General features: G+C 60.0%; 21 protein-coding genes and 1 tRNA gene. 8 read left to right on the top strand and 14 right to left on the bottom strand.

The features are described from left to right. Positions 1-150: 150 nt before the first annotated feature. Positions 151-1287, top strand: coding sequence for a Holliday junction branch migration DNA helicase RuvB (gene ruvB, locus NW838_RS07240; RefSeq protein WP_414355682.1), 1137 nt, complete (start codon positions 151-153; stop codon positions 1285-1287). Positions 1288-1349: 62 nt separating this feature from the next. On the opposite strand, the gene NW838_RS07235 is transcribed toward ruvB, so the two are convergent. After that, the gene (locus tag NW838_RS07235) at positions 1350-4043 is read right to left on the bottom strand and encodes a phycobilisome rod-core linker polypeptide (protein WP_414355681.1); all 2694 of its coding nucleotides are present in this window, start codon (positions 4041-4043) and stop codon (positions 1350-1352) included. Between the two features lie 193 nt (positions 4044-4236). Between NW838_RS07235 and NW838_RS07230 the strand changes: the two genes are divergently transcribed. Next, positions 4237-6426, top strand: coding sequence for a glycosyltransferase 61 family protein (locus NW838_RS07230; protein ID WP_414427766.1), 2190 nt, complete (start codon positions 4237-4239; stop codon positions 6424-6426). Here the strand turns inward: NW838_RS07230 and NW838_RS07225 are convergent. The 13 genes from NW838_RS07225 to nifB form a co-directional block, all read right to left on the bottom strand. Beyond that, positions 6427-6510, bottom strand: a tRNA-Leu gene (locus tag NW838_RS07225). A 156-nt stretch (positions 6511-6666) separates the two neighbouring features. After that, positions 6667-7821: an OFA family MFS transporter gene (locus NW838_RS07220; RefSeq protein ID WP_414355679.1), complete on the bottom strand. Its 1155-nt coding sequence runs from the start codon at positions 7819-7821 to the stop codon at positions 6667-6669. A gap of 200 nt (positions 7822-8021) precedes the next feature. Beyond that, a complete protein-coding gene (gene nifT / locus NW838_RS07215; RefSeq protein WP_011430645.1) occupies positions 8022-8222 on the bottom strand; it encodes a putative nitrogen fixation protein NifT in 201 nt (66 codons plus the stop codon). Then, positions 8219-8482, bottom strand: coding sequence for a nitrogen fixation protein NifZ (locus NW838_RS07210; protein WP_011430646.1), 264 nt, complete (start codon positions 8480-8482; stop codon positions 8219-8221). The genes nifT and NW838_RS07210 overlap by 4 nt, the downstream gene beginning before the upstream one ends. Beyond that, positions 8479-8628, bottom strand: a complete 150-nt coding sequence (locus NW838_RS07205) for a hypothetical protein (RefSeq protein WP_011432085.1) — start codon at positions 8626-8628, stop codon at positions 8479-8481. The genes NW838_RS07210 and NW838_RS07205 overlap by 4 nt, the downstream gene beginning before the upstream one ends. Continuing rightward, positions 8618-9805, bottom strand: a complete 1188-nt coding sequence (gene nifV, locus NW838_RS07200) for a homocitrate synthase (protein ID WP_414427765.1) — start codon at positions 9803-9805, stop codon at positions 8618-8620. The genes NW838_RS07205 and nifV overlap by 11 nt, the downstream gene beginning before the upstream one ends. 253 nt (positions 9806-10058) lie before the next feature. After that, on the bottom strand, positions 10059-11594 hold the full coding sequence (gene nifK / locus NW838_RS07195) for a nitrogenase molybdenum-iron protein subunit beta (protein ID WP_414355676.1): 1536 nt from the start codon (positions 11592-11594) through the stop codon (positions 10059-10061). A gap of 65 nt (positions 11595-11659) precedes the next feature. Beyond that, a complete protein-coding gene (gene nifD, locus NW838_RS07190) occupies positions 11660-13123 on the bottom strand; it encodes a nitrogenase molybdenum-iron protein alpha chain (protein ID WP_414355675.1) in 1464 nt (487 codons plus the stop codon). Between the two features lie 95 nt (positions 13124-13218). Next, complete coding sequence (gene nifH, locus NW838_RS07185) at positions 13219-14097, bottom strand: nitrogenase iron protein (protein ID WP_414355674.1); 879 nt, start codon at positions 14095-14097, stop codon at positions 13219-13221. 277 nt (positions 14098-14374) lie between these two features. Then, positions 14375-15286: a Fe-S cluster assembly protein NifU gene (nifU, locus tag NW838_RS07180; protein WP_414355673.1), complete on the bottom strand. Its 912-nt coding sequence runs from the start codon at positions 15284-15286 to the stop codon at positions 14375-14377. Between the two features lie 56 nt (positions 15287-15342). After that, on the bottom strand, positions 15343-16542 hold the full coding sequence (nifS, locus tag NW838_RS07175; protein ID WP_414373896.1) for a cysteine desulfurase NifS: 1200 nt from the start codon (positions 16540-16542) through the stop codon (positions 15343-15345). Between the two features lie 39 nt (positions 16543-16581). Then, complete coding sequence (gene fdxB / locus NW838_RS07170; protein ID WP_414412564.1) at positions 16582-16875, bottom strand: ferredoxin III, nif-specific; 294 nt, start codon at positions 16873-16875, stop codon at positions 16582-16584. A 25-nt stretch (positions 16876-16900) separates the two neighbouring features. Then, positions 16901-18337 carry a nitrogenase cofactor biosynthesis protein NifB gene (gene nifB, locus NW838_RS07165; RefSeq protein ID WP_011432078.1) on the bottom strand — a complete coding sequence of 479 codons (1437 nt, stop codon included), beginning with the start codon at positions 18335-18337 and terminating at the stop codon, positions 16901-16903. A 773-nt stretch (positions 18338-19110) separates the two neighbouring features. Between nifB and NW838_RS07160 the strand changes: the two genes are divergently transcribed. From NW838_RS07160 to nifN, 6 genes are read left to right on the top strand one after another with little or no spacing between them, the layout of a single operon-like run. Beyond that, on the top strand, positions 19111-19404 hold the full coding sequence (locus tag NW838_RS07160) for an Asr1405/Asl0597 family protein (RefSeq protein WP_099813101.1): 294 nt from the start codon (positions 19111-19113) through the stop codon (positions 19402-19404). 54 nt (positions 19405-19458) lie between these two features. Next, positions 19459-20004 carry a ferritin-like domain-containing protein gene (locus NW838_RS07155; RefSeq protein ID WP_414355669.1) on the top strand — a complete coding sequence of 182 codons (546 nt, stop codon included), beginning with the start codon at positions 19459-19461 and terminating at the stop codon, positions 20002-20004. A 42-nt stretch (positions 20005-20046) separates the two neighbouring features. Next, positions 20047-20271 (top strand): DUF2949 domain-containing protein, encoded by a 225-nt coding sequence (locus NW838_RS07150; protein WP_414355668.1) that lies wholly within the window; start codon positions 20047-20049, stop codon positions 20269-20271. Between the two features lie 3 nt (positions 20272-20274). Beyond that, positions 20275-20634 (top strand): Mo-dependent nitrogenase C-terminal domain-containing protein, encoded by a 360-nt coding sequence (locus NW838_RS07145; RefSeq protein WP_414427764.1) that lies wholly within the window; start codon positions 20275-20277, stop codon positions 20632-20634. Beyond that, entirely contained in the window at positions 20625-22031 is a 1407-nt protein-coding gene (nifE, locus tag NW838_RS07140) for a nitrogenase iron-molybdenum cofactor biosynthesis protein NifE (protein WP_414427763.1), read from the top strand. Before NW838_RS07145 ends, nifE begins: the two co-directional genes overlap by 10 nt. Beyond that, on the top strand, positions 22019-23356 hold the full coding sequence (gene nifN / locus NW838_RS07135; protein ID WP_011430662.1) for a nitrogenase iron-molybdenum cofactor biosynthesis protein NifN: 1338 nt from the start codon (positions 22019-22021) through the stop codon (positions 23354-23356). Before nifE ends, nifN begins: the two co-directional genes overlap by 13 nt. The last annotated feature ends 14 nt before the right edge of the window (positions 23357-23370 follow it).

The raw sequence follows: 23370 nt of genomic DNA, 5'->3' as shown, positions 1-23370 counted from the left end.
GTGCGTGGCTGATGGTCTGACCTGACGGCTTGACAAAAGCAGACGATCCCCTGGCCAATGCCGGGGGGTCTTTTTCTTTTTTTCTGCAGCAATCTTGCCTGGAGCTTTTCTGGGGTTAAATTGGGGCCATTGCCTCTGTGACTTAGGAACATGGCAATTATTTCTTCTCGAGATGCAGGCCAGAACGCTGAGAGCCCCAAGCGGCGGCAGCAAAAGTCTTCAGCCTGGAGAAAAGAAAGCGAGGAGTTGAGCCTTGCCGGGGAAAGGGAAGCGGATCCCTCTGCCCTGTTGCAGCCGCAAGCCCACCTCGGTGAAGCCCAGGAAGAATCGCTTCGCCCGCGCACTCTGGCGGAATACATCGGCCAGACGGAACTTAAGGAAGTGCTTTCCATTGCCATTGCAGCGGCCCGCGCTCGCCAAGAGCCTCTGGATCACCTGCTGTTCTACGGCCCGCCTGGTCTAGGCAAAACCACGGTGGCAGCAGTGCTGGCGGCAGAAATGGGATCCCAGTTCTACATGACCACCGCGCCGGCTTTGGAGAGCCCCCGCGACATTGCCGGGTATTTGGTGCGCTTGAAGCGGGGGGATGTGTTGTTTATTGACGAGATCCACCGCCTGCCCAAGGTTACAGAAGAATTGCTCTATCCGGCGATGGAGGATTTTCGTCTTGATATCACCATTGGCAAAGGTCGCTCTGCCCGCATCACCTCTCTGCCCTTGGAACGCTTTACCCTCATCGGGGCCACAACCCGCATTGGCGCCCTCACTTCTCCGCTGCGGGATCGCTTTGGCCATGTGCAACGGCTGCGCTTTTACGAGCCTCACGAGCTGGTGCAGATCGTGCTGCGCACGGCTCGCCTCTTGAATGTCTCCACCGATCCAGAAGGGGCTGCAGAGATCGCCCGCCGTTCTCGGGGCACACCCCGCATTGCCAACCGCCTGTTCAAGCGGGTGCGAGATTACGCCCAGGTGCGAGGGGACGGCCACATTAGCCGAGAAGTGGCAGCAGCCGCTCTGGAGCTGTTCCAGGTGGATCCTATGGGGCTGGATTGGACAGATCGCAAGCTTCTGACGGTGCTGGTGGAGCAGTTCGGTGGAGGGCCGGTTGGCTTGGAGACGATGGCCGCGGTGACGGGTGAGGATCCCCAAACCATTGAAGAAGTGTATGAGCCTTATCTGTTGCAGATCGGCTACTTGCAGCGTACACCCCGTGGCCGAGTGGTCACTCCCGCTGCGCTACGGCATTTGGGCTATGAAGCCCAATCCCCCCTGCCTTTGTGGAGCTAACTCGTCTCTCCCCTCACCCCCGACCCCTCTCTCACAAGAAAGAGAGCAGTTGAGAGCCCCATCTAGCTACGGTCATTGCCCACAGGGCTGAAGCTGGGCACCACCAGCTCGCGGTTTTGCTTGGTGAGACGACCGTACAGCTCCTGGGTGTTGGGGAAGTTGGCCGCCGGCAAGGTGGGGAAGCGGCGATAGGGCACCGTGTCTTCGCCGAAGAGATCCCGATATTCCTGGGTGTTCAGCAAAGCGCGCACAAAGGCTTTCACCCCCTGGGTGGCCAAGATCTGGTTGTACTTGCGGATCTCCTGCTGATTGAGGGGCGCACGGCCCAGAAAGTGCTTGGTGCCCAGCTCGATCACCTTGGTATTGGGATAGGGGGCATAGAACTCGGAGCGGTACAGCTCTGAACACCCCAGCGCCTCGATGAACTCCTTGACGGTGATCTCGCCGTTGCGCAGCTTGGACTCGGCGGAGCTGAGCTCGGCACTGATGTTGTAGATGTCCATATCCCGCTCGAAGACCTGCCGATAGGCGGCGCGGATGAGGTTGTTCACTTCCGCTTTGTTGGCCAGGCTGGTGAGCTTGAAGATGGGGATCTCTTGGCGTACCTTGGGCACCCCCTGCTGAGCCCGCCGCTGGATTTCCAGCTCGCCGGAAGGCATGTCCTGGGGCTGGCCCAACTTGACAAATAGCGGAATGTCCTCGTCGGTGCGAATGGGCTTGGTCACTGCCATGTCGGTGGAGCCGGGGCGCATCCGCCGCAGCGCCAGGCCGCCGGGGGTGAGGTAGCGCTCGTAGGGCACGATATCTTCCCCGAAGACCCGCTGGTACTCCTCGCCGTCCAAGATGGCATCCACCACCGCGTAGAACCCCTGCTTGGAGGCAATGTCAAACAGGCGGTTCATCTCTTGCCGTCCGTAGGTGGGTCGGCCCAGTAGCTTGCGGTGGATGAACTCGATGGCTTTGCAGACATACAAGCTGGACCAGTACTTGTTGCGGAAGAGATCCGACTTGGCCAGTTGGCGCACAAACTCTTTGACGGGAATTTCCCCCGACTCCAGCTTGATCTCCCAGCGGGTCAGCCGTTGGCCTTCGTAGGGCACATAGCCGTATACCTGTTGGTAGCAGGCGCGGATCACCGCCTGGGTGGATCCCTCGCTGCCGACAATGCCGGCCCGCACCCCCAGCCGTCGGCTGCGATCTCCCGGAGTCTGGGTGAGCTTGAAAACCTTCGGGCCAAGGCTGCCGGGATCCCCTGCTGCTCTGGGATTGGTGCGCTCGTTGGTGAGGGCAAAGCCGCGCCGGATGAGGATGCGCTTGACATCTTTGTTGAAGGGAGCAGGGCGGGCGCTGAGGGAACGGGTTTCCTTGGGGAAGATGGCCCCAAATTGGATCTCTAGCGGGTCATTGCCGGAGCCATAGGCATGCTGATCCGGCAGGGGCCGGTTGTAGCGGGCAAAGAGGGTAATGAACTGGGGCACCTTGCGGCGGGGGGCAGCGTAGTTGTAGAGGTCGAATTTGGCCCCCCAGTTGGCGCTGGTTTGCGCTTCTACCCCCAGCTTGCGCAGGTAGGGTACCGTCTCTTCGCCGAAGTAGTCTCCGTACTCGCGGCTATCCACCAGGGCGTCCACCAGGCCGGCCAGGCCCTTGCTGGAGATGATGGAGAAGTAGGTCTGCACTTCCTCGCGGGTTTCGGGAGCCCGCCCCAGGAAGTGGCGGAAGGCCAGCTCCACGACGCGGCTGTTGATGTAAGGCTCGTAGAACTGCTTGCGATACAGCTCCGATTTGCCCAGGCGGCGAATGAACTCCTTCATGGAGATCTCGCCGTTTTTCACCTTCGACTCCAGGTCGGAAAGCTTGAGGCCGTAGGCGCGGCGGATATCCCGCTCAAACACCTGTCGATAGGCGGCCTTGATGACTTCTTCTTTCTCGGCGTTGGACAGCCCCGGCTTCATGGCAAAAACGGGAACTTTTTCGGCAGCCAAGTTGTAAACCTGGGGTAGCTGCAGCCCTTGCAGAGGGATCCCGTCGGCGGTGCTGGCATTGCGCTGCCGCAGCTTGTCGGAAGGGGCGGGGGCGATGAACTCGCTCAGCAAAACATCGAAGTATTGGTTGATGATGGCAACCGCTTCGGCATCTTTGCGGAAGTAGCCAGCCGCTGCCCGCTTCATCTCTTGAATGGCGACAATGGTGGCCTCGGCGGAGCAGGCGTTTTCGATGATCTCCCGCAGGCCGCGGGTGTTGACGGCGATGATACTGGGATCCCCGGCCACCAAAGCGTAGGTGACGTAGCGCAAAAACCAGCTCAGATCCCGCAGCGATTTGCGCATGTTGGCAGCTCCGTAGCGGGAGATGTTGATGGGGCGGAAATTGGGGGGAATCTCCACGCCGCTGGCGCTGAAGATGTTGCGGATGGCCTCGATGAATCCGCCGGTGGATTCCACGTAGAAGGCAGTACCCAGCTTGAAGGCTTCTTTCTCGTCTTGGGTCGCTTCTGGCCGCTCCAGATAGGCCATGGGCGAGCCCCCTGTGAAGATGCGGTTGGCTGCCCGGCTGACGATGATTTCCGAATTGGCCGCAATGACCTCGGCAATCTCTAGCCGTTTCAGGCCGCTGGAGAAAAAGTCCTCGAGGCGATCCAGCTCGGTGCGTCCCAGATAGCGATCCTGCTGTTCCGCCTGGGAGATGGTCGATACAGGCACGGTTTGGTAGAGACGGGGGTTGGAAACGACTGCGCCAGCGGATACGTTGATACCCATCGATCTTTTAAACTCCGTTTTGATCGAAAAAACTGCCGACAAAGGCCGAGGACAGTGCCATCGAAGGGGGTGAAGAGGCTGACCCACGACTGGAGGAGCATCCCTCTTTGAGCTGAGAAGGATCGCTGTCCGATCCCTGAGGGGGAAGCCAAGCCTAGAATACTAGGGGCACGGGCCCAGAGTGGGGAGGTTGTTGCAGTTTGTAACACTGTTTCTCATCCACAAAGACATGGCTCTCAACCCAGCTCTACCCTCCCATCTGTTGTCTTCCGCTTTTCTCCTTGAGGATTGGGAGCAGGGACATTACGAACGCGTTACCCAGGTTTTACAGCAACAGCTCGAGCAGGGATCCCCCTCTCCAGAGCTGTATTGGGAGCTGGGAGTCGCCTATCTCCTGCTGGGTCGGGAACTGGAGGCGCAGCTGGTGTGGCAAGAGGGCTTGGCGATGCTGCAAGCGGGGGGGGTGGCCGAATCCGAGGCCGTCTACCACCTGCTGAGGAGCTTGCAGGCTTTGGCGGAAAGCCTGTGGGAGAAGGGCCATTGGCCGCAGGCAGCAGCTCTGTATCGGCAGCTTCTGGAGTTGGGGGATGGGCTTTCTGGGCTGGAGCTGTCTTCTGGCCAGGCTTTGGCTGCCCACCGCATTGGCCTGACCCAAGAGCGGAGCCGGCTGTGGGCTGCGGCAGCGGAGTGGTTTGAGCGGGCTTGCCAGCAGGATCCGACGGCGGCAGAGAGTTTTTGGCGCTGGGGCTTGGCCCTGATGAAGCTGGGCCGTTTGCGAGAGGCGATTTCCCCTCTGCAGGAGGCTGCGCGGCTGCGCCCTGAGTGGGGGGATCCCTGGGTACAGATGGGCCTGGCGTGGCTGGATCTGCAGGATCCAGTTCAGGCTGTGGGGTGTTTCCAGGCGGCTGAGGCGCGGGGCACCGGGACAGCGCAGCTCTACAGCTACTGGGCGGAAGCGGAAGTGCGGTTGGCTCACCCTGAGGCGGCTTGGGAGAAGGTTTGCCGAGCGGTGGCAGCGGAACGGAATTGGGTGCAGGCGTGGTGCGAGGGCAGTGGCAGAGAAAGCCCTCTGCGGTCTGGACTGGAGCAGGCATGCAGAGGGGAGGGCCCCGATTGCCTGCTGTACTCGGCTTGGCGGCAGCGTTGGGCTCCAGAAGGCGTTGCCCTTCAAGCGGACTCTTTTTCCCAGAACACCCCCCCTACAACTGACTTCTGGCCGGTGCCAACCCAAGGCTACCTCACCACCCGGCAGTGGCATCAGGCCACGGGCGAAGGGGACTACCAACTGCTGGATCCAGGGGGGGTTCTCTGTCTAAAAGCGCCCCCTGCCGCTGATCCCGACATTTTGCAAAAGTTGCGCCCGCAGCGCATCCCCTTGGCAGAGACCTTTGTCGCCCAGATCCCCCGAGGATCCGTCCACGTGGGCCACTATCCCCGCCACCTCTACGCCAGCTTTGCCAGCGGGGTGCTCACCCGCCGGGGAGAATTGCTCGCCGATCTATCCCTGAGCTTGCCGCCGCCGGAGTTCCTCGACTGGGACTACAGGCCAGATCACCTGCGACACCACCCCCTGCTGGGCTTGCCCCATCTCCCCCCACCGATCCCACTGGATGGCCCCGTTGCCCTTTTGCCCTTGGGGGCAGTTAATTACTTTCACTGGATGGTGGATATTCTGCCGGCCCTCGATATCCTGCAGCGGTCGGGCGCCCTGGAAAAGGACATCCCCATCTTGATCCACGGGTATCAAAGAAAGCCCTTTCAGGTGCAGAGCTTGGCTGCTTTGGGGATCCCAGCCGAGCGCATCCTCAGCTTTGAGCAGTTGGGGGGATCCCATCTGCAAGCCCAAAACCTGATCGTGCCCTCAGCAGGCGCTCCGGTGGGGTGCTTGACGCCTAGGGGATTGGAGGTGCTGCGGCAACTGGCCCAGCCGAGTTTATCCATTGACCCCTTACAACCGCGGCGAATTTACATCAGCCGTCGCTCTGCCCGCTGGCGGCGGGTGATCAACGAAGCGGAGGTGCTGGCCTGCTTGCGCCCCTGGGGATTTGTACCGGTGCAGATGGAAACCCTCTCTCTTCCCGAGCAAATAGCCCTAATGCAAGGGGCAGAGGCGGTGATCGGGATCCACGGGGCGGGCCTGACCAACCTCGCCTTTTGTCCACCCGGCACCACCGTCATCGAGATCTTGCCCAGCAATGCAGTGCTTCCCTATTTTTGGAGTATTGCTCAGGTGGCAGGGTTAAGGTATTTCCCCTTGGTGGCGCCTGTTTGCGATCCGGCTTTGGTGGCTCTTCTTTCCAGCCCCGATTTGGATCGAGAAGATGCCTGGGTTCGGATCCCGGACTTGCTGAATGTGCTGGAACAGACAGGGATCAAGGGATGATGGGATCGGAGGGACTCGAACCCTCACGTTCTTGAGGAACAACGGATTTTAAGTCCGTAGCGTCTACCATTCCGCCACGATCCCAATCTGTCGGCAATAGCCGTACTACTCTACCAAACTGCTTGCCTTGGGGGGGCAAGTCTTTAAGTTGGTTCACCCAGCCCTGCAGTGGAGGGTATGAAGTAGGGGATTGCTGCCCCTGCTGATGGGATCCCTGCTGTGCCCGCTGGCTTGAAGCTCCTACAACTTCTCTTTCAAAAAAGCGTTGGCCACCCAGATCCCTGCCACCGCCAAGACGGCCATCCCATAAAAGGTGTAGCTATAGCTGCCTAGCCTATCCCGAATTTGGCCCGTGATCATCGTTCCCGTCAAAGCCCCAACTCCATAGGCGGTAAACACGATGCCGTAGTTCTGGGCGTAGCGTCCCGGATCGAACAAGCGCAAGGTCAGGGCGGGAGCCATAGCCAGCCACCCCCCCAGGCAAAACCAAAGCAAGGAAAAGGCTACCCAATAGCCCAGAAGGGATCCCTGGGGAGGCAGGAGCATCAGCCCACAGGCCAGCAGGATGAGCCCGTAGGATCCCGTAGTGACCTGATGGGGATGTAAGCGATCGGCCAACCAGCCAAACAGAGGACGGCTGATCCCGTTGAAAAGGGCGAAGAGAGCCACACTGTTGGCAGCCGCAGTGGGATCTAGGCCGATCAGCTCTTCCCCCACGGGGCCGGAAATCCCAATGGCGCTTAAACCGATCAGAGTGCCGATGGCGTAGCAGATCCACAGGCCATAGAAGGAGGGGTTTCTCAGCAGAGGGAGAGAGCGCCTAGAAGCCGGTAGAGGGTGATCTGGGCTGTCCGTGGATTTTCTTGGAAAAGATAGGGAAGGGATCCAATCGGGGGGAGGAAATCTCAGTTGGGTTGCGATCCCCAGGATCACTGCCGCGAAGAGGATCCCCAAAATCAGCAGCGTAGGTCGAACCCCCAGCGCCTCGATCAAGCAGTTGGCCAGGGGAGCAGTGAGCAGGGGAGATAGGCCAAAGCCGACAATGGTGGATCCCACCGCCAATCCCTTGCAATCGGGAAACCAACGGGCTGCCACGGCCATTGGCACTCCATAGGCTATTCCCACACCGCTGCCGGCAATGACTCCATAGCAGAGGGCAATCCACCCAATAGAAGGGGCAAAGCTAGCCAGCCCATAGCCCAAACCCACCAAGCTGCCCCCCAGAGCCAGTACTCGGCGGGATCCCCAGCGGGGGATGACAAACCCTGTGATGGGCATGAGGGTAGCGTAGAACACGAGGGCAACCGTGTAGGGCAGCAGGCTCTCACTGGCCCCAATCCCCAGCTCTGTTTCCAGGGGCTTGCGGAAAATGCTCCAGGAATAGACGGTTCCCAAGCAAAGAAGAACCAGGAGCCCCAGGAGGATAAAAAGCCATCTCCCCATATGGGCCGGTTGTCCATACAAAGTAACGGGGGATCCAACCCTTTTCATGGGTATTTGGAGCTTGTTAGAGCTGAGTTCAACCCATTCTCTCAGCCCTTTCGAGGATGAGCCGATAGGAATAGAATTGCTTGAATTGTTCAGCCAACCGTTGGCTAGAGGCGTTTGGCCTCTACCGTCTTGGGCAGAGACAAAGGCTCCGGCAGCTCCGGGATGGACAATTCCCAACCGTTGCTCAAGGTGAAAATGGTTTCCCCGGCCTCTGAACGGGTGGCAACAACCGATTCTTCCAGATCTTTTTTGGGAACGTAGACCATCAAATGCCCGTAGGCACTTTCGTGCAGGATGACTTTCATAGCCCTTTCTCCACAAGTTCCAGCTCTTGGGCACGGCACCCCACCACCAAGCCTTTGGCCAAGCAGTGGACGGCATAGACGTAAAACCGTTGTAGAAAGGTGCCAATGGAAATCACGTAACCTTCGTCGCCCGGAACGGCCAAGATTTTCCCCACCGGCTGGCCGAAGAAGGTGCCATCGTTGCGGATGACCTTACGGATGCGGACTTTGTCGCCCAGCTCAAATTGGGGAGGGCGATCCAGCTCCAGTTCGTCGCTCATGGGGTACCTCCTGTGATTTCTGCCAGCACCTGACAAAGCTCTTGGCGGGTTAGGCTGCGGCCTACTTGGCGCGCCCGTCGAGACACGGCTGCCAAAATGGCCTGAGATTTGGAAGTTTCCTTTCCGGACAAGCGGTTAGACAACATCGGGATGGCTCTCCTCTGGGATGGGTTCTGGAGTGTGTTGCGCCCATTGCGTCAGCGTTGCGCGGCAATAACGGGCCAGTTCCGCCGGTGGGATCGGATGCTTGCAGTGGGTGACGTGCTGCCGCACCTGTTCCAGGAGCTTTTCCAGTTGGCCAGGTGGGATCTGCTCGACAGGGATCCCCTGTTCCTTGAGGATTTGCAGCAGCAAATGCCTGCCGGAGTGTTTGCCCAACACCAGCCGCCGCTGGCTGCCTACCGCCTCTGGCGGGAAAGGCTCATAGGTCTGGGGATCCCGTAGCACCCCTGCAGCGTGAATGCCCGACTCGTGGGCAAAGGCGTTGTCGCCAACGATGGCCTTCCAGGGGGGGAGGGGAGCACCGCTGGCCCGTGCCACCTGTTGAGACAGCTCCCGCAGACGGCAGGTATCCACCCCAACATCGATCCCCAAGGTGTAGCGCAAAGCCATCACCACCTCTTCCAGGGGGGCATTGCCGGCCCGTTCCCCCAGGCCGTTGACGGTGGTGTTCACCGACTGAGCGCCGGCGCGGATCCCGGCTAAGGCATTGGCAGTGGCCATGCCCAGGTCGTCGTGGGTATGCATCTCCACAGGGATATCGATGGCCCGCACCAGACGGCGAATCTGCTTGTAGGTGCTAAAAGGATCCAAAACGCCCACCGTATCGCAGTAGCGGAAGCGCCGACAGCCCCAGCTCTGGGCCATTTGGGCCAGCTCGATGACCTGCTCCAGGGAGGTGCGGCTGGCATCTTCTGCCCCCACCGAGACCCACAGCCCTTGCTCCAAGGCCATCTCCACGCATTGGCGCAACTGTCGCAGCAGCCGAGGGCGATCCCCTTGGAACTTGGCAGCGATTTGCCGATCCGAGACCGGCACGGAGATGTGGATCCGCTTGAGGCCGCAACGAATAGAGGCGAGGATATCGCTGGGCACAGCCCGGTTCCACCCCAGCAGGTGGGCCCGCAGCCCCAGGCTGAGCATGGCGCGAATGGCTTCCGTTTCCACGGCGCCCATGGCCGGGATCCCCACCTCGATCTCGGGCACGCCAATGGCATCCAAGAGGGCAGCAATGGAGATTTTCTCGGGGATTTGGAAGGCTACCCCTGCCGCTTGCTCCCCATCGCGTAGGGTGGTGTCGTTGATGGTAACAGAGGAATTCATGGGATCCATCCTCCAAGACCTACGGCCCGCCTAGGCAATCGGTAACCGTCGATGGTGCTCCGCACCGCTAGCGGGACCCCGGTTGCGTCAGGGCAATCATGTCCAGGGTAGAAAGCTCAACCAAGTTGCCGCAGAATTCATCAGATTCCTGTAAGGCTTGGCTGTTCCTCTTAGCGGGGTGGAGTCTTTGGAGCAGGGGATCCTTGACAAAGTCCGACAAAGTCCGGCCTTTGGGATCCCGCTGCTCTGGCCATCAACGAATTAAGTCGAAGGAGATGTCGGTTTTGCCGGGGATGATGCTGCGCCGATCTGCCTCATCCAGAATGGTGTTGACAATCCAGTTAAGGAGGTTGAGCGCCCCCACATAGCCATAGGTGGGGTAGCGGTGCAGGTGGTGGCGGTCGAAGATGGGGTAGCCGATGCGCACCAAAGGTGTGCCCGTATCCCGCCACAGGTATTTGCCGTAGGAATTGCCGATCAGCAGATCCACCGGCTCGGTGAACATCAGAGAGCGCAGATGCCAGAGATCCTTGCCCCCCCAGACGGTTGCCCCCTGTCCATAGGGACTGGAGGCCAGCAGTGCCCGCGCCTCGGCTTCGAACTCCTCGTTGCTGTTGGTCACCACCACATGGATCGGCTCCGCTCCCAGCTCCAGCAACAGGCTGAGCAAGCCCATCACCAGATCCGGATCCCCATACAGGGCTACCCGCTTGCCGTGGATCCACGCTTGGGAGTCGGTGAAAGCATCCACCGCCCGGCCCCGCTCGATCTCCAGCTCGGCGGGAATGGGCTTGCCCGTTAACTGGGATAGCTGCATCAAAAACTCATCCGTGCCCCGAATACCCACTGGCCGCGCCGTCAGGGTGGGCCGACCCGAGGCCTCTGCTAGAAACTCCAGGGTCTTGGGCGTGGTGTAGCGCTGGAAGGAAAAAGTAGCCTCGGCGTTGAGGCATTGGGCAGCCGCCTCCAAAGGGGTTCCTCCGGGATACATGTGGAAAGTGCCGTCGTTGGGCGAATCCAAATAGTCGGAGTTGTCCGCCAGCAGGGTCAGCGGGATCCCGAATAAGCCGAAGATGCGCTTGATCTCCCGCAAGTTGCCCATGTAGGTATCGAAACCGGGGATGACGTTGATGTAGCCATTGCTACCCGTGCGGCCCACCGGCTCGGTGAGGGTGCTGAGAATGCTCTTGAGCATGTTGTCGTAGCCGGTGATGTGGGATCCCACAAAGCTTGGCGTGTGGGCATAGGGCACCGGGAAGTTGTGGGGAATAACTCCCTCATTTCTGGCCGTGGTGATGAAGGCTCCCAGGTCATCCCCGATCACCTCCGCCATGCAGGTGGTGCACACGGCGATCATCTTGGGCTTGTAGAGGGCGTAGGCATTTTCCAGTCCCTCGATTAGGTTTTTGAGGCCGCCAAACACCGCCGCATCTTCCGTCATCGAGGTGGAGACCGCCGAAAAGGGCTCCTTAAAGTGGCGGGTGAGATGGGTGCGAAAATAGGCCACACACCCCTGGGATCCATGGACAAAGGGCAGAGTTCCCTCAAAGCCGACAGCGGCGAAGATGGCCCCTAAGGGCTGGCAAGCCTTGGCAGGGTTTATCGTCAAAGCTTCCCGCTGAAAGTTTTTCTCCCGGTATTCCCAAGATTTTGTCCATTCGGCCACCCGGGCCACTTCTTCTGGGGAAGGGAGATCTTCAAAGGTTTGCTTGCACTGCAGAAGCGCCTGATACTCCGGATCTTGAAACAGGCGGGCATGATCTTTGATGTCTTGGATATCTTGCGGCATGGTCGGTCTCCTAATGAGGGGCAGGGGAAGGAAGGGCCGTTGGCGTCTGGGATCCCGGCGGCAAGCTAAGACTTCCAGGGGGCTTTGACCAGATCCCAGGTGGGGCTATTCAAAGCCAAATCCATATCGCGAGCGAACACGGCAAAGCCGTCGTAGCCGTGGTAGGGGCCGGAGTAGTCCCAAGAGTGCATCTGGCGGAAGGGCAAAGCCATCTTTTGAAAGACGTACTTCTCCTTGATGCCGGAGGCGATGAGATCTGGCTTCAACCTCTTGGCAAATTCTTCAAACTCGTAGCCGGACACGTCATCGTAGATGAGGGTGCCGTCGTCGATGTACTGGGTGGTGCGCTTGTAGTCGTCGCCGTGGCCGAATTCGTAGCCGGTGGCAATCACCTCCATGCCCAGCTCCCGGAAGGCCGGGATGACGTGGCGGGGTCGCAGTCCGCCCACCATCAGCATCACCCGTTTGCCCTCGAGGCGGGGACGATACTTGGCAATGACAGCCTCGCTCTGGGGCTGGTACTTGGCGATCACCTGCTCCGCCTTGGCCTGAATGGTCTCGTCGAACCGCTGGGCGATGGCCCGCAGCGACTTGGCAATTTGGGTGGGGCCAAAGAAATTGAACTCCAGCCAGGGGATCCCGTAGGCTTCCTCCATGTGGCGGCAGATGTAGTTCATGGAGCGGTAGCAGTGGATGAGATTCAGCTTCACCCGAGGGGCAAGCAGCATCTCGTTCCAGGTGCCATCGCCGGAAAACTGGGTCACTACCCGCAGGCCCATCTCCTCCAGCAAAATCCGGGAAGACCAAGCGTCGCCGCCGATGTTGTAGTCCCCAATCAGGGCCACATCGTAGGGGCCGGGCTCAAAGTTGAGGGATCCCTCCTTCGCTTTCTTGTCAGCAATGGGCAAAACCCAGTCCCGCACTGTATCGTTAGCAATGTGGTGGCCCAGGGACTGGGAGACCCCCCGAAAGCCCTCGCAGCGCACCGGCACCACCGCTTTGCCAATCTCTTTGGCCGCTTTTTTAGCCACCGCCTCGATGTCATCCCCAATTAGGCCAACGGGGCATTCGGATTGGATGGTAATGCCTTTGGCCAAGGGGAAGAGTTCGCTGGCTTCTACCAAGAGTTTGGCCAGTTTTTTGTCCCCCCCAAACACCACATCCCGCTCCTGGAAATCAGAGGTGAACTGCATGGTGCCGAAGGTGTTCACCCCGGTGATTCCCACGTAGTAATTGCGCCGTCCCGACCAGGAGTAGTAGCCGCAGCCCACGGGGCCGTGGCTGAGGTGGATCATGTCTTTGACCGGCCCCCACACCACTCCTTTGGAACCGGCATAGGCACAGCCGCGAGTGGTCATGACGCCGGGGATGGATTTAATGTTAGATTTTACTCCGCAATCTGCTTTGCCCTCGTCATAGACGTTGAGGTGCTTAGCTCTCTTTTTCTGAGCTTTTTCGGGGTAGGTTTCCAGAACCTCCGTTACGATTTTCCGGGTTTCCTCTTTGAGGGTACTTTTCAGAGTAGTCATGAGAACCTCAGCTATTGGGTGTCATGGATAAAAGCCACAGTGCGAAGGGGGGCTGAGGGAGGAAACCAGCTACCCCCAGCCCGTCTTTTCGGGGATCAGACAGGGGCCAGCTCTTTTTCGGTTTTGCCGATGAGGTGGGCGATTTTCTGGTCGTCGTCCAAAACGCCGAACTCTATCAACAACTGCTCCAGCTCATCCATAGAGATGGGGGTGGGGATCCTCAGATCCGTGTTGTTGATGATTTTTTTGGCCAGGGCGCGGTACTCGTCAGCTTGGTTGCAGTTGGGGGAGTACTCGATCACCGTCATGCGGCGCAATTCCGCGTGCTGAACCACGTTGTCGCGGGGGATGAAGTGCAGCATCTTGGTGTTCAGCTTTTCGGCCAGAGCCTCGATCAGCTCGATCTCGCGATCCACTTTGCGGCTGTTGCAGATCAAGCCACCCAAGCGCACGCCGCCAGAGTAGGCGTATTTCAGCACGCCGCGGGCGATGTTGTTGGCCGCATACATGGCCATCATTTCGCCGGAGCAAACAATGTAGATCTCTTGGGCCTTGCCCTCCCGAATGGGCATGGCAAAACCGCCGCAGACCACGTCCCCCAGCACGTCGTAGCAGACAAAGTCCAGATCCTCGTAGGCACCGTTTTCTTCCAAGAAATTGATGGCGGTGATGATGCCTCGTCCGGCACAGCCAACACCAGGCTCGGGGCCACCGGATTCCACGCAGCGCACCCCTCGGTAGCCGGTGAGCACCACTTCTTCCAGCTCCACGTCTTCTACGGATCCCCGCTCAGCCGCCAGGTGAAGGACGGTGGTCTGGGCTTTGCAGTGCAACATGAGGCGGGTGGAATCGGCTTTCGGGTCGCAGCCGACGATCATGATCCGCTGCCCCAATTCGGCCATACCGGCAACGGTATTCTGACAGGTGGTGGATTTGCCGATACCGCCTTTGCCGTAGAATGCAATTTGTCTCATGGTTCAGTTCTCCTAATGAAGACTTGAGGAAAAACTTGAGGGCGACTTAAGGGTTAGAAATCTCTTGCCAATGGGCGCAACTGGTCGCATTAGCGAGACGGGATCCTTACTGCAAAGGATTTCAGCTCGCGGGAAGGCAGCCTTGGATCCCTTGGAATCCAAAAGCAAACCGGTTGAACGGTGGGGCTCTCCCGAATCGAGGCAGGAGATGGGGGAAGCGACGGGGAGTAACAGTGGGGCAGATCATAGGGCTCTCAGGCTTATCGAGAATGGGGAACTAGAGGGCATGCACGGTTAAGGTGGGCCACACCTGTTCTTGCAGGCGGGTTTCGATGAGCAACCGCAGGGTGTTTTGCTGGCTGGGGCAGGTGGTGCAGGATCCCTTGAGGCGCACCCACACCTGATCCCCTTCCAGGTCGTAAAGCTCCACATCGCCGCCATCGGCCAACAGCAGCGGGCGAACTTCCTCCTCCAGGACGGCCTGAATGCGGGCGATCTTTTGCAAGGTGGTGAGGGGAGAGGGAGCAGCGGGAGAGGGCTCTGTCTGGTTTTGGGAGTTCCCTTTTGAATTTCTTGAATCTTCTGAAGGGGTTGCGTCAGTCTCGGCCAGAACGGCGGCGATCAGGTCTTCAATCTGGGCCAGGCAGGAACCACAGCCACCACCCGCTTTGCTGTAGGCTGTTACTTCCTCAGCGGAGGTGAGGTGGTTTTCCCGGATCAAGCGGCGGATCTTTTGCTCGCTGACGCCAAAGCAGGAGCAGACCAAAGCGCTGTCATCATCCGTGTGGTCAGGCAGAGGAAGGCCGCGATAGCTGTAGATGGCTGCCTCCAGAGCCTCTTGCCCCATCACCGAGCAGTGCATCTTGGCGGGGGGCAGGCCGCCTAGGTAGTCAGCGATTTGGCGGTTGTCGATCCGCAGGGCTTCATCCAGAGTGAGGCCGGTGATCAGCTCCGTCAGAGCCGAGGAAGAGGCGATGGCGCTGGTGCAGCCGAAGGTTTGGAAGCTGGCAGCTAAAATCCGCTCGCTAGCCTCGTCCACCTTTAAGTAGAGCCGCAGGGCATCGCCGCAGGTGATGCTGCCCACTTCTCCAACCACCACCCGAACACCGGGCTCGGAGCTGGGATCCATCGCCCCTTGGTTTTTGGGGTGGTAGAAGAGTTCCAAAACTTTTTCGCTGTAGTCCCACATGGCTGGATCCTGAGTTGAGGATGCGAACGGTCGAGGGAAGATGAGTTTGAGGGGGGTCAGCGGCGAGCCAGTTCCCGCTCCTGCTGTTGCAGCCAGTCTTCCGCCTCGTGGCTGAAGGGGGAGATGGCCCGCAAATGCTCGATGATCCCCGGCAAAACCTCCAGCACCCGCTCCACCTCTGCCGGCTGGGTAAAGCGAGAGAGGCTGAAGCGGATTGAGCCGTGCAAAACGGTGTAGGGCAGGCCCATGGCCCGCAGCACATGGGAGGGCTCCAGGGATCCGGAAGTGCAGGCGGAGCCGGAGGAGGCGCAGATGCCGTATTTGTTCAGCCAGAAGAGGATCGCTTCCCCTTCCACGAACTTGAAGCCCAAGTTGGTGGTGTTGGGCAGCCGCTGAGTGGGGTGGCCGTTAACCTGGACATCCGGGATCCGCTGTAGCAAGCCCTGCTCCAAGCGATCCCGCAGCAGCCGCTCATGGGGATCCCCCAGGTGGGCTTGGGCCAGCTCCGCTGCCTTGCCCAGGGCGATGATGCCCGGCACATTTTCCGTCCCGGCGCGGCGGCCTCGCTCCTGATGCCCTCCCAGCAGCAACGGACGGAAGCGCAAGCCCCGCCGCACATAGAGAGCGCCGATCCCCTTGGGGGCATGCAGCTTGTGCCCGGAAAGGGTGAGGAGATCCACCGGCAGGCGCTGCAGATCGAGAGGGATCTTGCCCACCGCCTGTACTGCGTCCACATGGACAACAGCCCCATAGCTGCGAGCCAGGGATCCCACCGCCTCGATGGGGAAAAGCACGCCCGTCTCGTTGTTGGCGGCCATGCAGCTCACCAGGGCAGTATCGCCGGTCAGGGCTGCCTCCAGCTCCAGCAAGTCCAGGCAGCCTTGCTCATCCACCGAGAGGTAGGTGACGCGGTAGCCTTGTTTTTCCAGGTGCTTGCAGACGTTGAGCACCGAGGCGTGCTCTACCTGCGTGGTGATGATGTGGCGCTTCTGGGGTTGGGCTGCCAAGGCTGCATAAATGGCCGTGGTGTTGCCTTCGGTGCCGCCACTGGTGAAGACGATCTCCGTCGGGTCGGCTCCCAGAAGGGCTGCCACCTGTTCGCGGGCTTGGTTGAGGGCACGCCCCACCTGGCCGCCAAAACTGTGCATCGAGGAGGGGTTGCCGTAGAAGGTCTGCAAATAGGGCAGCATCGCCTCCAGAACCAGGGGATCCACGGCGGTGGTGGCGTTGTTGTCCAGGTAGATCACGGGGTTCATACAGGCTCCGAATCGATACAAGGTAGGGGTTGGGCAACGTTAAACGGCTTGCGGAGCGTGGGAATGGCACTGCTTTGGGCAAATGCGGGCGCAAGCCTGACAGCCGATGCAGAGGGCGGCATTGAGGATGGTCATCACTTTGCGCTCACTTTCCTCTTCCTCTTCGTTTTCGACAAACTCGCCGTCTTCGTTGAGGGCTCTGAGGGCGAACACACCCCGGCCACAGACCTTGAGGCAACGGCTACAGCCGAGGCAGCGGGTGATATCCAGGCTTTCGATAAACTGTGGGATCCAGGGCAGTCCGCCTTTGGTGAGAGCAGTTACAGTAGCCATGGCCGCGTCTCCAAAAGATGAGGTCTCAAGATCGGGAAGATTTGCTGTCCAGGGCCTGGTTGACCAACCAGGTGCGGTAAAACTTGAGGGCCACCGTTTCGATGAGGTCGTAGTCTTCCACCACTTCGATGCCGGCCTCGCGAATACGCTTCATGGGGCAATCGCCGATCTTGGAGACCAGCACGGCTCGGCAATCCCTGATGAGATCCAGGATTTGCTCTAGGTTGTTGTCCTCCCCGGATCCCCCGTGGCAGTACTGCGGGATCTTGCGGTGGCCGACAAACTGCGCCCCACGGGCGTTGACCTCGTAGATCAAAAACTCCCGCGCATGGCCGAAGTGGCGATTGACCAAGCCACCGCCTTTGCTGGCCACGGCCACCAGGATGGAGGGGCTGTCGGGAGGCAGGTCGGCTGTCCAGTGGGTCGGGGCTGCCTGCTGCTGAGCTTGCAGTTGGGCAATGCTTGCCTGTACCTGGCGGCGTTTTTCGGGGTCGTACTCGGGGGTCATCTGCATAAAGCGCTCCTTGGTGAACTCTTGGCTGCGGTCTTCCCCCAGAAGGCCCACCGCGTCCGCCCGACACTGGCGACAGTGGCGCATCATCCGCATGTTGCCGGAGCACCGATCTTGCAGGGCTTTCAACTCCTGAGGGGTGGGGCCCCGCTGGCCGATAAGGCCGAAGTAGGTGCCGTGTTCAGGCGCCGAGATCAGGGGCATGATGTTGTGCAAGAAAGCCCCTTTCTCCTGGATCACCCGGTTCACTTCCAAGAGGTGGGTGTCGTTGATGCCGGGAATGAGAACGGAGTTGACTTTGCAGAGGATGTCTGCCTCCCGCAGCAGATCCAGGCTTTCCATCTGCCGTTCGTGCAGGATGCGGGCTGCCTCCACCCCTCGAATGCGCTTGCGCCGCCAGCGGATCCAGGGGTAGATCTTGGCTCCGATCTCTGGATCCACCATGTTGATGGTCAGGGTGACGTGGTCAATGTTCAGCCGTTTGATCTCGTCGATGTAGTCCGGCAACATCAGGCCGTTGGTGGAAAGGCAAAGCTTGAGATCCGGAGCTTTCTCGGCAATGCGGGCAAAGGTCTCGAAGGTTTGCTTGGGGTTGGCCAAGGGATCCCCAGGCCCAGCAATGCCCACCACCGTCAGTTGCGGGATCTTGCCGGCAATCACCAGCACTTTGTGGGCGGCTTCCGCCGGGGTAAGCAGCTCGCTGACCACACCGGGCCGGCTCTCGTTGGCACAGTCGAACTTGCGGTTGCAGTAGTTGCACTGGATGTTGCAGGCGGGGGCTACCGCCACGTGCATGCGGGCGTAGTGATGGTGAGCTGCTTCGCTGTAGCAGGGATGGGTGGCGATGCGTTGCTGCAGATGAGGGGGGAGAGCCTGGCGGGGGCTGCTGCTGCAAGCGCAGGCCGATGGGAAGGGGGATCCCTGGCGGGGCGGAGTTGAAAGGGGCGGCATAGTGGGGTCAACCAGGGGATAGAACGTTACTGGCGGTTATATCAACCGCCCTCTGCCCGCTCCGTTGCACTCAGCCCGGTAGAACTGATCGAGTTTATTGGCTTTGTACTCAAGACCTGCAAAGCCTGATGGCAGGCCAAATCCAACTTTTTTTAGGGGTCAAGGGTCTGGTTTTTCAAGGCCGGGGATGCCGTATTTTGACCCAAAGGGGCGGGGGATCCGGCTGTGGGGAGGATCCCCGGAATCCCTGATTCGACAAGGGCTTGGGGCAATGCTTAAGAAATACTAAAAATCTGCTCAGATGCACTCAAGCGCCGCAGCCTCGGCTGCGTTTTGCATCAATTGCTACGATTTAATATCGTATCAGCCCAAAAGTGTATTGAAAATAGCCGTTTGAGTTTGAGGAAAGATCCCCCTGGGGCAAAGTCCTCGCCAAGGAAGTGAAGACTATTGCGGCGGCAGGCCGTCGGACTTTCTTGTTGTGACAGGGGGGATGTACTCGCTCAAATACCCATACCCTTCCCCGAAAATACTGGATCCCTGCGGGCAAAAGACTCAACCCCCTGCCCTCAGAAAAACTTTTTTTGCCCTCTGGGCCAAGCTTCCAGGGTTTGAGTACATCGGCAATAACTCAATCAATCCTGATCGCCCGCTGCCAAGCCTGAGCCCCTGCAGCCGCTTGCTATAAGCGGGGGATATAAGCGGGGGAACAGAAACCCAACGGTTCTGCCCCTCTGTTGAGACTCGCCCCCTGCTTCCCAACCGGTGAGCTTATGTCCCCCCTTGTTTCTCCCCCACCGAAAACGGCTGAAGTGCTGCAGGTGCCCCGTTGCGATCGCTGGCGGATTCTCTACCGTCTGCAGGAGCTGGATTTGACCTGTGGCTGTACCCCGACCGGCCAACTGTGGGTGATGATTCGCACCCCCACCGAAGCCCTCCTCGTCCACAGTGTGCTCCGCCTTTTCACCCTCAACCGCTCTGGCTGGCTGAGTTGGTTGGATCGCTGCTGGTCTCTCCAGACCTGGGATCCCCCTGAGAGATCTGCAGGAGGGGATGACCACCCCTGAACCTCTGCCGTTTGCCTTCTTGCTTCTCCTGTTCACCTCGTTTTGGTAGCGCCAATGACCACTCCATCCCCCTCAACTCGCTCCTTCCAACAAGTCCGAGACAACCCCGTTCACCTGGGACGGGAGATCACGGTTCCCATCTGCGAGGGCCTCAACCTGGCTTGGGCCAGTCTTCAGGGGCTGTATTTGCAGTATCTGAAGCACCATCTGGTTGTCGAAGGAGCAGAGTTCTACTCAATTCACCAATTTTTCAACGAAAGTCTACAGGAAGTTCAGAACCACGCCCATGAGGTGGGGGAGCGCCTGAACGGCCTAGGTGGGATCCCGGCCTCCAGCTTTGCCAAGCTGGCGGAGCTGTGCTGCTTCAGCCCGGAAGGGGACGATGCATTGGCCGTGCGGCCCATGCTGGAAGCGGATTTGCGGGCCGAGCAAAGCCTGATCGATCTGCTGCGTCGCCAGGCGGCTCTGGCGGAAAGTGTTGGGGATCGCGCCACCCGTCACCTCTACGAGCAGATTTTGCTGCAGACAGAAGAACGGGCCTTTCACCTGGCCCACTTTCTCGCTGCCGACAGCTTGGTTTTGGGCTTGTCCCCACCCTAGCCTGCCCATTCACGCCCACCTCTCGTTTTGGGAGACTCTGCCATGCTTACCCCCGATCGGGCGCCGCTGCTCCAGTTTTTGCAAGTCGAGCTTGGGATCCCGGAATCCGCCCTCACCTTCGCCCTGAAACGGCATGGGTGTGAACAGGGCCCCCTGCCGATGATCCTCTGGCATTACGGGCTGATTTCTTTGGAGCAACTGGAGCAGATTTTTGAATGGTGCGCTCTACGTTCCCTTGTTACAAGTCCTACCCATTCGGAGGTTTAAGCCATGACTTATCCCTACCCTTCTCTTCCCTATCCCAGAGTCGGCAACCCTTTGGGATGGCTCGGCCTGGTTTTGAACTCAATTTTCAGATCCGCCCTGAAGTGGCCACGCCGCTGGCTCAACAGCATTGAAATTCGCGGATCCCGGCAGGCCCGTTGGATTTGTCGTTTGATCCCGGCTTCCTGTCCCTTTGAGCGGGATATCCGACTGGGATCCCGCACCGTCCACATTCCGGCCCTCTGTCGCATCAACCCCCTCTACGAGGAGATCATCGCCCTGCGGCTACGGGCGGCGGCTTATCTGGCCGAAGCTGCGGCTCAACCCCAGCCCCCCTCTTCTCAGGAGATCCCATCATGCCCATGATCAGCCGAACCAAAGTGGCGGAGCTGCTCAACGAGACCGCCTGCGAGCACAACCACAAGAAAGACGGCAAAGGCAAAAACAAAGTCTGTGCCGAGCAAGCCAAGCCAGGAGGAGCGCAGGGAGGCTGTGCCTTTGACGGGGCTTCGATTGCCCTGGTGCCGATCGCCGATGCCGCCCATCTAGTACATGGGCCAATCGCCTGCAGCGGCAACTCTTGGGGGACGCGGGGCAGCCTCTCTTCCGGCTCCCGACTCTATCAGGTGGGCTTCACCACCGATCTGAGCGAGAACGAGATCATCTTCGGAGGGGAGGAGAAGCTGTTCCAGGCCATCTGCAACTTACAGGCCAAATACCGACCTGCCGCCATTTTCGTCTATCTCACTTGTGTGACTGCCCTCATTGGGGATGATGTAGAGGCGGTGTGTCAGCGGGCCAGCCGCCAGCTTGGGATCCCGGTCATTCCGGTGAATGCGCCCGGCTTTGTGGGCAGCAAAAACTTGGGTAACCGTCTGGCCGGAGAAGCGCTGCTGGACTATGTGATCGGCACGGCCTCCCCGGAATACACCACCCGCCGCGACATTAACCTCATCGGCGAGTACAACATTGCCGGCGAGCTGTGGGATGTCTTGCCTCTGTTTGACGAGCTGGGGATCCGCATCTTGGCCAAGATCACCGGCGATGGCCGCTACCACGAGATCTGTACCGCCCACCGGGCCAAGCTGAACGTTCTCATCTGCGCTAAAGCCTTGCTCAATGTGGGCCGCAAGATGCAGGAGCGCTATGGGATCCCCTACATTGAGGCTTCCTTTTACGGGCTGCAGGAGATGAACCACTGCCTACGGGCCATTGCCCAAGGGCTGAAGGATCCCGAACTGCAGGAGCGTACCGAGGCCCTCATCGAGCGGGAAACTCGCGCCACCGAGGCGGCTTTGGCCCCCTACCGGCAGCGGCTGGCGGGCAAACGAGTTGTCCTTTATACCGGCGGCGTGAAAAGTTGGTCGATCATCTCCGCCGCTCGAGATCTGGGGATGCAGGTAACGGCCACCAGCACCCGCAAAAGCACCGAAGAAGACAAAGCCCGCATCCGCGAGCTGCTTGGCCAGGATGGCATTCTCTTGGACAAGGGCAGCCCTCAAGAGCTGCTCAAGGTGGTGGAGCGCACGAAAGCGGACTTGCTCATCGCCGGCGGACGCAACCAGTACACCGCCCTCAAGGCCCGCATCCCCTTTCTGGACATCAACCAGGAGCGGCACCATGCCTATGCCGGCTATCGCGGCCTGGTGAACTTGGCGCGGGAGATCGATGCCGCCCTCCACAGCCCCATCTGGGAGCAGTTGCGACGGCCTGCCCCCTGGGAGACCTCAGCAGCAAAGGAGGTGGGAGGATGGCCCAGTTGATTCAAGAACGCAAGCCCCTCAGCGTCAACCCCCTCAAACTCAGCGCTCCGCTGGGGGCGGCCCTGGCCTTTCTGGGGATCAAGGGCTGTCTGCCCCTCTTCCACGGTTCCCAGGGCTGCACGGCCTTTGCCAAAGCGCTGCTGGTACGCCATTTCCGCGAGGCCATTCCCATGTCCACCACTGCCATGTCCGAGGTGGACACCATCTTGGGAGGCGAGGAGAATGTCGAAGCTGCCATTCTCACCTTGGTGGAGAAGGCCCAGCCGGAGCTAATCGGCCTCCTCACTACCGGCCTCACGGAAACCCGCGGCGACGATATGCCGCGCATCCTGCGGGAGCTGCGCCGACGCCAGCCGCAATTGCAGGATCTGCCCATCGTCTTGGCCTCCACGCCTGACTTTAAGGGATCCCTGCAGGACGGCTATGCCATCGCCGTCAACAGCTTGGTCAGCACCCTGCCGGAATCGCCGTCGGGATCCGTCCGCCCTGCCCAGGTAACGGTGCTGTGCGGGCCTGCCCTCACCCCTGCCGACGCCCAGGAGATCAAAGAAATGGCGGAGGCTTTTGGCCTAGAGCCGATCCTGGTGCCGGATCCCGCGGGTTCCCTGGACGGACACTTGGGCACCGGCTTTAGGGCGACCCCAGACGGCGGCACCACCCTTGAGCAATTGCGCCAGCTCGGGCGTTCCGGCCTCACCATAGCTGTCGGCGAGAGCATGCGCCCTGCCGCTCAGATCCTGGCCCAGCGCTTTGGCACCCCCTATCGGGTTTTCCCCCACCTGACCGGTCTCAAGGCTGTGGATCCCTTTTTGGCAACCTTGGCCGATCACAGCCAGCAGCCGGTGCCCTCTCGCTACCGCCGCCAGCGCAGCCAGGTTCAAGATGCCCTCCTGGATTGCCACTTTTTCTTCGGCAACCAGCGGATTGCCTTGGCCCTAGAAGCCGATCTGCTCTGGGGGTGGGTGGACTGGCTGCTGGATATGGGCTGTCAGATCCAGGCGGCCATCAGTCCCACACCGGATCCCCACTTGACCACCCTTCCCATTGAGGCAGTGCGGGTGGGAGATCTGGGGGATCTGGAGGAGCTAGCACCCGGGGCTGACCTGCTGGTGGGCAACTCCCACGTGGCGCGCCTGGGCAAGCGGCTGGGGATCCCGGTGCATCGGATGGGGATCCCCATCTTCGACCGGCTGGGGGCCAACCACATCTGTCAGGTGGGCTATCGCGGCACCCTATCCCAACTGTTTGCTGTCGGCAACCTGCTGATGGAGCAGGAGGAAGCCCGTCACCCCAGCCCACCCCAGGTTTCTGGGCATGGATTCTAAGGGATCCAGAGCTT

This window comes from Synechococcus sp. R55.2 (assembly GCF_047462075.1).
Taxonomy (GTDB): Bacteria; Cyanobacteriota; Cyanobacteriia; order Thermostichales; family Thermostichaceae; genus Thermostichus.
Note: the sequence above shows the minus strand (reverse complement) of the source record. Positions and strands in the feature narration are given on the sequence as shown.